Origin of the sequence: Rhodovibrio sodomensis (assembly GCF_016583645.1) — a bacterium.
Lineage (GTDB): Bacteria > Pseudomonadota > Alphaproteobacteria > Kiloniellales > Rhodovibrionaceae > Rhodovibrio > Rhodovibrio sodomensis.
Genome location: NZ_NRRL01000159.1, coordinates 1 through 8,827, shown reverse-complemented (window position 1 = coordinate 8,827; position 8,827 = coordinate 1). Strand labels below are relative to the sequence as shown.

The following is an 8,827-nucleotide window of genomic DNA, read 5'->3' as shown; positions in this document are numbered from 1 at the left end:
GTACAGACGCGATCGCACCCGCCTGGCGCGCCTGGGTCGATCCAATGGCCAGGCTCGTGACGGATGCGTTGCCAGCCTACCGCCGGATCGGCCAGTCCTACCCCAGCCATCTGACGGTCAACCATTCCAAGCGCCAGTACGCCGGGACCGACGTTGACAGCGGCGAGCGCGTTCACGTCAACACGGCGGAGTCGTATCACGCGCTGTTGCGGCGCATGGTCGTGGGCGTGCATCACCGAATCAGTGGGAAACACCTCGACCGCTATGCCGCGCAAGCGGCGCACGCGTGGAATCACCGGACGCGTGACGCGGTTACTTTGTTGTCGCTGGTTGCACGGCCAGCCGAGCCGCTGCCCTTCCGGACGCTGACCGCATGACGGCCATTCACCGTACCGACCTGCTGCCCACGGCGGTGAACGTCGGCAAGGAAGCCGCCGTGCGCGACTTGCTGCGGGCGTGGCGCCGGGCAGCGGATGCCGTCGCCGCCGACCAGTGGACGCGCTTTTTCCGCGACGGCCGGTTCCAGAAGAACATCTCGGCGGCCCAGGAGGCCGCCGCGCCCGGGGTCGCTGCCGCCAAAGCGGAAATCGGCGCCCAGCGGATCCAGATGGTGCGCTATCAGGTCGTCGGCACGCTGACGTCGTTCATCTCCAATCGCCAGAACGACTTCGCCGAGATCGTGGGGCGGCACGCGGCGTTCGACGACCGGACAAAGCACATGCTGCGGGTCGTCAACAAGGGGCACGCTTGGTTCGACCGCAGCCGCGAGATTGTCATGCCGGACACGGGTGAACCGGTCCCCGACGACGTCCGAGATCTGGCGCGCCGGATCATGAAGCAGGTGCTGAAGCAGCATCGCAAGCCGTCGTTCAAGCGCGCCAATATGGTGATCGACCGCCGGCAGGCGACGCTGGCCGACGCGGCGAACGCCACGGCGTTTCCGCTGTGGCTGCGCCTGGGTGCCCTAGAGAAGGGTCGGCGGATCGAAATTCCGCTGCGCTCGCACCCGTACTTCGAGAGACGACAAGGCCAGCGTTGCCAGACGGTCCAGATCAACGAGGGCGACGACGCCGGAATCCAGGTCGGCGTCATCACCGACGTCTCAGGGCCGTTCGCCGAGCAGCGCGCGGCTTACAAGCCTGTGCGCGATCACCTGTCGGTCGACTTCGGCCTGTCGACGCTGATGGCCACCGACGCTGGCGACCTGATGGGGCGTGACGCTTTGCGTCATCTGGAGAAGCTGGACAAGCGCATCTCCACGATCGCCCGGCATCGGCAGAAAGCCGGCCTGAAGGTCCGCTCGAAGCGTTACGATCGGGCCGTGCGGCAACTCCGGGGTTGGCTCAGGACCGAGATCAACCGGATCCTGAACCGGATCGTCTTGCTGCAGAAGCCGGCGCATCTGACCGTGGAGAGGCTGGACTTCCGGATGCCCTGCCTGTCCAAGCGCATGAACCGCATCCTGACCAACTGCGGTCGATCGGTCTTCCGGGCCAAGCTGCAAGACCTGGAAGAACGCTACGGCGTGACGCACACGGAAGTGCACGCCGCCTACAGCTCGCAAGCCTGTTCACACTGCGGCTGGGTGGAGAAGAACAACCGCCGCAGCCAATCGGAATTCCGGTGCCGCTGCTGCGGCACGCGGATGCATGCCGACGTCAACGCGGCGCGGAACCTGGGGACACGACGTTCGTGTTCCGTGATGGGGAACCCGCGCCGAAGCCGGCGTGCCGTCCTCGACGAAGCGCTCCGGCGCTTTGCCGAGCAAAAGCCGTGTCGTCCGCCTGATGCGACGTCACGGCGATCCCCTGGGCGGGGCTCCAGGGGTGACCCGGATCGACCTGAAACTCAGGCCGGTTCGGGGATCACGTTGCCGAGTGCGCGGCCACCAGATGTGGTGGCTGTGAGCGCAAAGCAATAATGCCCGAGATCGGCTTCCTGCGAACGCAGCATCGCATCGGGTACCGGGGCGCCGACCGCCAGGATCGCCTGGGAGCCGACCACGACGATCTCCGTTTCCCCGGTTAGTTCGACGGCGGCGCGGATCACGTGCTCAAGTTGACGCCGGTTCATCTCGCGTCCTTCGCACGATCTCCTGCCGTTCGGCTTCGGGCAGGGCGCCGGCGAGCGGGTGGTTCCGCCGCAGTTCCGCCGCTTCCGCCGCCGATGCGCTGAGCACCCAACGGAAGCTCTCGGGACGCTGCGCCACCTCGCTCCAGCGTGCCAACAACGCCGAGCTTGCCGACCCCTGCTCGCGCATCCGGGCAAGGTTGCGTAACGCCCGCTGGCGGAGCGTTTCCAGATCCGCCTGGTTCAACTCCAGCGCGCGCGCGCAATAGAGGTCCGCGATCCGCTGCGTTCGGTCCAAGAGGCAACCTCTTACGATCGGATGACGCGTCGGCACCGCCTTTTCAGCCAGGGCAGTCTAGATCAAGCGCGCCCTTAAAACCATCCGATCGGTGCATGGCTAAGTTTTAACCGCCGCCCTGCGCGATCTCCTTCGCGCGTTCGCGCAGCTGGAACTTTTGGATCTTGCCGGTCGAGGTCTTGGGCAGGTCCTCGAACACCACCTGCCGGGGCGCCTTGAACTTGGCCATGTTCTGGCGGGCGAAGGCGATCAGGTCCTCGGCCGTGGTGTCCTGGTGGCTCTCGGCCAGCTCGACGAACGCGCAGGGCGTCTCGCCCCACTGCTCGGACGGCATGGCCACGACCGAGCAGGCGGCCACCGCCGGGTGCTTGTAGAGCACGTTCTCGACCTCGATCGAGGAGATGTTCTCGCCGCCGGAGATGATGATGTCCTTGGACCGGTCCTTGAGCGCGATGTAGCCGTCCGGCTCGGTCACGCCGAGGTCGCCGGTGTGGTACCAGCCGTCGGCGAACGCCTTGTCGGTCGCTTCCGGATTTTTCAGGTAGCCCTTCATCACGATGTTGCCGCGCATCAGCACCTCGCCCAGCGACTTCCCGTCCCAGGGCAGCGGTTCCATCGTCTCCTGGTCGGCGACGATCACGTCCTCCTGGACCGGGTAGGCGACCCCCTGACGGGCCTTCTTCTCCGCCTGCTGCTGCATCGGCAGGTCGTTCCACTCGGCGTGCCAGGCGCAGGTGACGGCGGGGCCGTAGACCTCGGTCAGGCCGTAGACGTGGGTCACCTTGAAGCCCTCGGTCTCCATCCGCTCCAGCACGGAGGCCGGCGGCGGGGCGGCGGCGGTCATCACGTTGACGGTGTGCGGCAGCGGGCGCTTCTCGCCCGCCTCGGCGTTCAGCAGCATCTGCATCACGATCGGCGCGCCGCACAGGTGGGTGACGCCTTCGTCCGCGATCGCGTCATAGATCGGCTTGGCCGCGACCTGGCGCAGGCAGACGCTGGTGCCCGCCATCGCCGCGACCGTCCAGGGGAAGCACCAGCCGTTGCAGTGGAACATCGGCAGGGTCCAGAGATAGACCGGCTGGCCGCCCATCGACCAGGTGAGGATGTTGCCGACCGCGTTCAGGTAGGCCCCGCGGTGGTGGTAGACCACGCCCTTCGGGTTGCCGGTGGTGCCGGACGTGTAGTTCAGGGTGATCGCCTCCCACTCATCCTCCGGCATGCGCCACCGGAACGCGGGATCGCCGCCCGCTAGGAAGTCCTCGTACTCGATCCCGCCCAGCCGCTCGCCTGGACCGGCGGCCTGCGGGTCGGCGATGTCGACCACCGGGATGGCGCGGCCCAGCTGGTCCAGCGCCGCCTTGATCGTGGGCGCGAACTCGGTGTCGGTGATCAAAAGCGACGCCTCGCCGTGGTCCAGGATGTAGGCGATCGTCGCGGCATCCAGCCGGACGTTGAGGGCGTTCAGCACCGCGCCCGTCATCGGCACGCCGAAGTGCGCCTCCCACATCGGCGGAGTGTTGGGCGCCATCACCGCCACCGTGTCGCCTACGCCGATGCCCCGCTGGTCGAGCGCGGAGGCGAGCCGCCGGCAGCGGTCGTACGCTTCCCGCCAGCTGTACGACCAGCTGCCGTGCCGGATCGCGGTGCTGTCCGGAAACACCTGGGCCGAGCGCTTCAGGAACGACAGCGGGGTCAGCGGCACGTAGTTCGCCGGCGTCTTGTCCAGGTGTTGCTGGTAGATGTTGTCCGCGCTCATTCCGTTCGACGGCCTCCCGTTCGGTGTCACGATTGCTTGGGTGTCGACGCTGCGGCCGGGGTGCGCCCGGCACCGGATTTCTGGTTGATCCGCTCGGGCGAGTACGCGCGAACGTGTTGAGCCACGTCAAGGCCGGCGCGCCTGGGTGCGCTAGGCTGCCAACCGCGCGGCGCGGCGCGGCGCAGGCTGGCATTCGGCGCGCTTGGCGTCCGGCCGGGCTCGGATTTGAATGCCGGGCCAGCATGGCGCATGCTCGCGGGCGCCACAAAGTCCGGCCGCGCGCCATCGGCCGGAAAAAACGAGATCGATGGGGGTATCGCGATGGGCGACTACACGGAGAGCTTTCGGCGTTCGCTGGAAGATCCGGCTGGGTTCTGGGCCGACGCCGCCGAGGGCATCGCCTGGGACACGCGCTGGGACAAGGTCCTCGACGACAGCGACGCCCCCTATTACCGCTGGTTTACCGGCGGGCGGCTGAACACCGCCTACAATTGCCTGGACCGTCACGTCGACGGCGGGCGCGCGGACCAGCTGGCGCTGATCTGGGACAGCCCGGTCACGGGCCAGCTGCAGAAATACACCTATCGCGAGCTGCGCGACGCGGTCGCCCGCTTCGCCGGGGTGCTGCAGGCGCGCGGCGTGGGGCACGGCGACCGGGTGATCGTCTACATGCCGATGATCCCGGAAGCCGCGATCGCCATGCTCGCCTGCGCGCGGCTGGGGGCGGTGCACTCAGTCGTGTTCGGGGGCTTCGCCGGGCACGAGCTCGCCAAGCGGTTCAACGACGCGAAGCCGAAGGCGATGGTGACCGCGTCCTGCGGGATCGAGCCGGGCCGGACGGTCGAGTACAAGCCGCTCTACGAGCACGCCTTGAAGGAGGCGCAGCACGTTCCCGACACGGTGATCGTCAAGCAGCGCGACACCCACCGCTGCGCGCTGGAAAGCGGCCGCGACCTCGACTGGGACGCCGCGATGGCGGACGCGGCGCCGGCCGATTGCGTCACCGTCGCCGCGACCGATCCGCTCTACATCCTCTACACCTCCGGCACGACCGGCGCGCCCAAGGGCATCGTGCGCGACAACGGCGGGCATGCGGTCGCGCTCAACTGGACGATGAAGGCGGTCTACAACCTCGATCCGGGCGATGTCTGGTGGACCGCCTCCGACGTCGGCTGGGTGGTCGGCCACTCCTACATCGTCTACGGGCCGCTGCTGCACGGCAACACGACCGTGATGTTCGAGGGCAAGCCGGTCGGCACGCCGGACGCCGGCGCGTTCTGGCGGGTGATCCGGGATCACGGCGTGGTGTCGCTGTTCACGGCACCCACGGCGTTCCGCGCGATCCGTCAGCAGGACCCGGACGGCCAGCGGATCGGCGACTACGCGATCCCGCAGTTCCGGACCCTGTTTTTGGCCGGCGAGCGGTGCGATCCGGACACGCTGTACTGGGCGCAGAACAAGCTGGACGTGCCGGTGATCGACCACTGGTGGCAGACCGAGACCGGCTGGGCGATCGCCGCCAACCCGATGGGCATCGAGCCGTTTCCGGTCAAGGCCGGCTCACCGACCGCGCCGATGCCGGGCTGGAACGTGCGCGTGATCGACAGCGAGGGCCGCGAGATGCCGCGCGGCGAGATCGGCTCGATCGTCTGCAAGCTGCCGCTGCCGCCGGGCAGCCTGCCAACCCTCTGGCAGGCGCGCGAACGCTACCACCAGGCCTACCTGGAGGCGTTCCCCGGCTGCTACCGGACCGGCGACGCCGGCTACTTCGACGAGGACGGCTACCTGTTCGTCATGGGCCGGACCGACGACGTCATCAACGTCGCCGGCCACCGCCTGTCGACCGGCGCGGTCGAGGAGGTGCTGGCGGAGCACCCGGACGTCGCCGAGTGCGCCGTGGTCGGGGTGCGCGACGACCTGAAGGGGCAGCTGCCGGTTGGCCTGGTAGTGCTGGCCGCCGGGGTCGACCGCCCGCACGCCGAGATCCAGAAGGAATGCGTCCAGCGGGTGCGCGACGAAATCGGTCCGGTCGCCGCGTTCCGCCACGTCGCCGTGGTCAGCCGGCTGCCCAAGACCCGCTCCGGCAAGATCCTGCGCGCGACCATGCGCAAGATGGCCGACGGCGAACAGATCGAGGTGCCGCCGACGATCGACGATCCCGCGATCCTGGACGAGGTCAGGCAGTCCCTGCAGGACCTGGGCTTCAAGATCTAGCGATGCGGGGACGTCGCCGACGACTCCGGCCCCGCGCGGCGCGGCGCCTAACCTCCGCGCTCAGGACGCTTTTGCGCGCCTGGGTGCGCCAGCGCGAGGCGGCGGCCCGGCTCAATCTGGTGGACAGCCTGCAGTCGCAGGTGCCGGACGACCGGTCGCACGATCCCCGGCGGGGGGTGTGATCGCCGCCAGTGCGCCCCATGCGGGAGCCTCCGCCGGCTTCCAGCGGGCCGCGGGACAGGCTATATCTGGTCTGAGACGTCATCACAGGAGCCAGCCCATGCGCCGCGTGTCGGACTCGGAAGCCCAGGACCGCCTGCACGAACTGGTGCGGGCCGCTGCCGCCGGCGAGCGCATCGCGATCACGGCCGACGACGGCGGTGTGGCGGAACTCGGCCCGGCCGCCGATGCCGATGCCGATGGGCGAGGGGACGACACCGCGGAAGACCTGCGCCCGGGCGACCAGAAGACCCCCGAGGAGCGCCAGCGCGCGAAGGAACGGTTGATGCGTCGGCTACGCTCGCAAACGCCCACGGGTAAACCGCGCGACTGGACGCGCGACGAGCTGTACGACGACGATTAGCACCGGTGTTTGCGATCGACACCAACGTTCTCGTATACGCCGAAGGTATCGGAATTGGATGGAAATGTCGGCGTGCTGACGGCCTGATCGGCGCACTGCCGCCCGAGCGCCTGTTCATCCCGGTCCAGGTTCTGGCCGAACTCTACAGGGTCCTGCGCCGGAAAAGCGGGCTGAGCGCAAGCAAGGCCCACCGCAACGTGCTGGAATGGCGCGACCTCGCACATACGCTGCCTTCCAGGGCGCAGGATCTTGAGTATGCGCTTCGCCTATCGCCGAACCACGGCCACCAGATTTTCGATGCGCTGATTCTCTCTGTCGCGTCAGCCAGCGGCTGTGATGTCCTGCTATCCGAGGACATGCAGGACGGGGCCACGTTCGCGGGCGTGACCGTGGCCAACCCGTTCGCGGACCGCCCGGACCCGCGGATCGCCGCATACTTCCCAAACTAGACCCGAAAGGGAACCGCCATGCGCCTAGCGAACAAAGTCGCCGTCATCACCGGGGCCGCGCGCGGGATCGGGCAGGCGATTGCCGAGCGGTTCGCGCGGGAAGGGGCGAAGGTCGTCTTAGCCGACGTTCTCGACCAGGAGGGCGAGCAAGCCGCGCAGGCGATCCGCGAGGCCGGCGGGGAGGCCGCCTACGTCCGCTGCGACGCGGGCGACAAGGCGTCCGTCGACGCGCTGGTCGCCAAGGCGCTCGAGCTCTACGGCCGGATCGACACGGCGGTCGCCAACGCGGCGATCGCCCCGGTCAAGGACTTCCTGGAGCTGAGCGAGGACGACTTCGACCAGGTCATCCGGGTCAACCTGAAGGGCGTCTTCCTGCTGGGCCAGGCGGCGGCCAAGCAGATGGTCGCGCAGGGCGGCGGCGGCACGCTGATCAACATGTCGTCGGTCAACGCCGTCGTCGCGATCCCGCAGATCGCGCCCTATGTCACCGCCAAGGGCGGGATCAACCAGCTGACCAAGGCGGAGGCGCTGGCGCTTGCCCCGCACGGCATCCGGGCGAACGCGATCGGCCCCGGGTCGATCGGCACCGACATGGTCCGGCAGGTCAATTCGGATCCGCAAAAATGGCGCGGGCTGATGTCGCGCACGCCGATGGGGCGGCTGGGCGAACCGGACGAGGTCGCCAAGGTGGCCGTGTTCCTGGCGTGCGCGGACAGCAGCTACATGACCGGCCAGATCCTCTACCCGGACGGCGGGCGCCTGGCCCTGAACTACACGGTGCCGCCGCCGGAGGAATAGGCCGGCGTGGGCCCGCTTGCGGGCCATGCCGCCGCGCCTTACCTGAGGTCAGGCAAGGAAGCGGAGGACGGCCGTGGCGACCTCGACCCTGACGGCGAAGGGCCAGACGACAGTGCCCCGGGAGATCCGGCAACACTTTGGCGTGAAACCCGGCGACAAGATCGCCTATGAGATCGATCCCGACGGCAGCGTCCGGTTGCGCACCCGTAAGGTGCGCCTGGCCGATCTCGCCGGCATACTCGGCAAACCGTTGAGAGCGGCGTCGCTCGAAGAGATCGACGACGCCATCGGAGAGGCTGCTGTGGAACGAGCACAGCGGTCGTGATTGGGATCGATACGAACGTTCTGCTGCGTTTCCTGACGCAGGACGATGCGGCTCAAAGCGAACGCGCGACACGCTTCCTGGAGACGCACTGCAGCTCGGCCAGTCCCGGCTTCGTCAACGTGGTCGGGTTGGCGGAACTCGTGTGGACATTAGGGTGTGGACTCAAATCATAGGAATCATGTGCGCATCGCGATCAGCGCCACGGTAGCTTCGAAGGTTACTTTCAGCTTGTCGAAGCGCATAGCGAAGCGTCTGTAATCTTTCATTCGATTGAAAGCACGTTCGATCAGGTTCCGTTCACGATAGAGATCGGAGTTTTCTTCGGGTTTTTGAC

The 8,827-nt window shown here is 67.8% G+C and carries 10 protein-coding genes; 7 read left to right on the top strand and 3 right to left on the bottom strand.

The window, feature by feature from the left end; genetic code table 11:
• Positions 1–377, top strand: a 377-nt coding sequence (locus CKO28_RS25435) for a transposase (protein WP_200343874.1), incomplete at its 5' end; no start/stop codon positions are given.
• Positions 374–1,921 (top strand): zinc ribbon domain-containing protein, encoded by a 1,548-nt coding sequence (locus CKO28_RS25430; RefSeq protein WP_200343872.1) that lies wholly within the window; start codon positions 374–376, stop codon positions 1,919–1,921. The genes CKO28_RS25435 and CKO28_RS25430, both read left to right, overlap by 4 nt.
• Positions 1,922–2,053: 132 nt before the next feature.
• On the opposite strand, the gene CKO28_RS25425 is transcribed toward CKO28_RS25430, so the two are convergent.
• Together CKO28_RS25425 and CKO28_RS25420 are read right to left on the bottom strand one after the other, a co-directional pair.
• Entirely contained in the window at positions 2,054–2,368 is a 315-nt protein-coding gene (locus CKO28_RS25425; RefSeq protein WP_200343870.1) for a hypothetical protein, read from the bottom strand.
• A gap of 106 nt (positions 2,369–2,474) precedes the next feature.
• Positions 2,475–4,124 carry an acyl-CoA synthetase gene (locus CKO28_RS25420; RefSeq protein ID WP_200343868.1) on the bottom strand — a complete coding sequence of 550 codons (1,650 nt, stop codon included), beginning with the start codon at positions 4,122–4,124 and terminating at the stop codon, positions 2,475–2,477.
• 321 nt (positions 4,125–4,445) lie between these two features.
• On the opposite strand from CKO28_RS25420, the gene CKO28_RS25415 reads away from it, so the two are divergent.
• From CKO28_RS25415 to CKO28_RS25395, 5 genes are all read left to right on the top strand, one after another.
• The gene (locus tag CKO28_RS25415; protein WP_200343866.1) at positions 4,446–6,338 is read left to right on the top strand and encodes a propionyl-CoA synthetase; all 1,893 of its coding nucleotides are present in this window, start codon (positions 4,446–4,448) and stop codon (positions 6,336–6,338) included.
• Between the two features lie 280 nt (positions 6,339–6,618).
• A complete protein-coding gene (locus CKO28_RS25410; protein WP_200343865.1) occupies positions 6,619–6,921 on the top strand; it encodes a hypothetical protein in 303 nt (100 codons plus the stop codon).
• Positions 6,922–6,926: 5 nt separating this feature from the next.
• Complete coding sequence (locus tag CKO28_RS25405) at positions 6,927–7,370, top strand: PIN domain-containing protein (RefSeq protein WP_200343863.1); 444 nt, start codon at positions 6,927–6,929, stop codon at positions 7,368–7,370.
• An 18-nt stretch (positions 7,371–7,388) separates the two neighbouring features.
• A complete protein-coding gene (locus tag CKO28_RS25400) occupies positions 7,389–8,168 on the top strand; it encodes an SDR family NAD(P)-dependent oxidoreductase (protein ID WP_200343861.1) in 780 nt (259 codons plus the stop codon).
• 73 nt (positions 8,169–8,241) lie between these two features.
• The gene (locus CKO28_RS25395; protein ID WP_200343859.1) at positions 8,242–8,493 is read left to right on the top strand and encodes a type II toxin-antitoxin system PrlF family antitoxin; all 252 of its coding nucleotides are present in this window, start codon (positions 8,242–8,244) and stop codon (positions 8,491–8,493) included.
• A gap of 176 nt (positions 8,494–8,669) precedes the next feature.
• On the opposite strand, the gene CKO28_RS25390 is transcribed toward CKO28_RS25395, so the two are convergent.
• The coding region (locus CKO28_RS25390; RefSeq protein WP_200343857.1) for a transposase at positions 8,670–8,827 on the bottom strand (158 nt) is incomplete at its 5' end.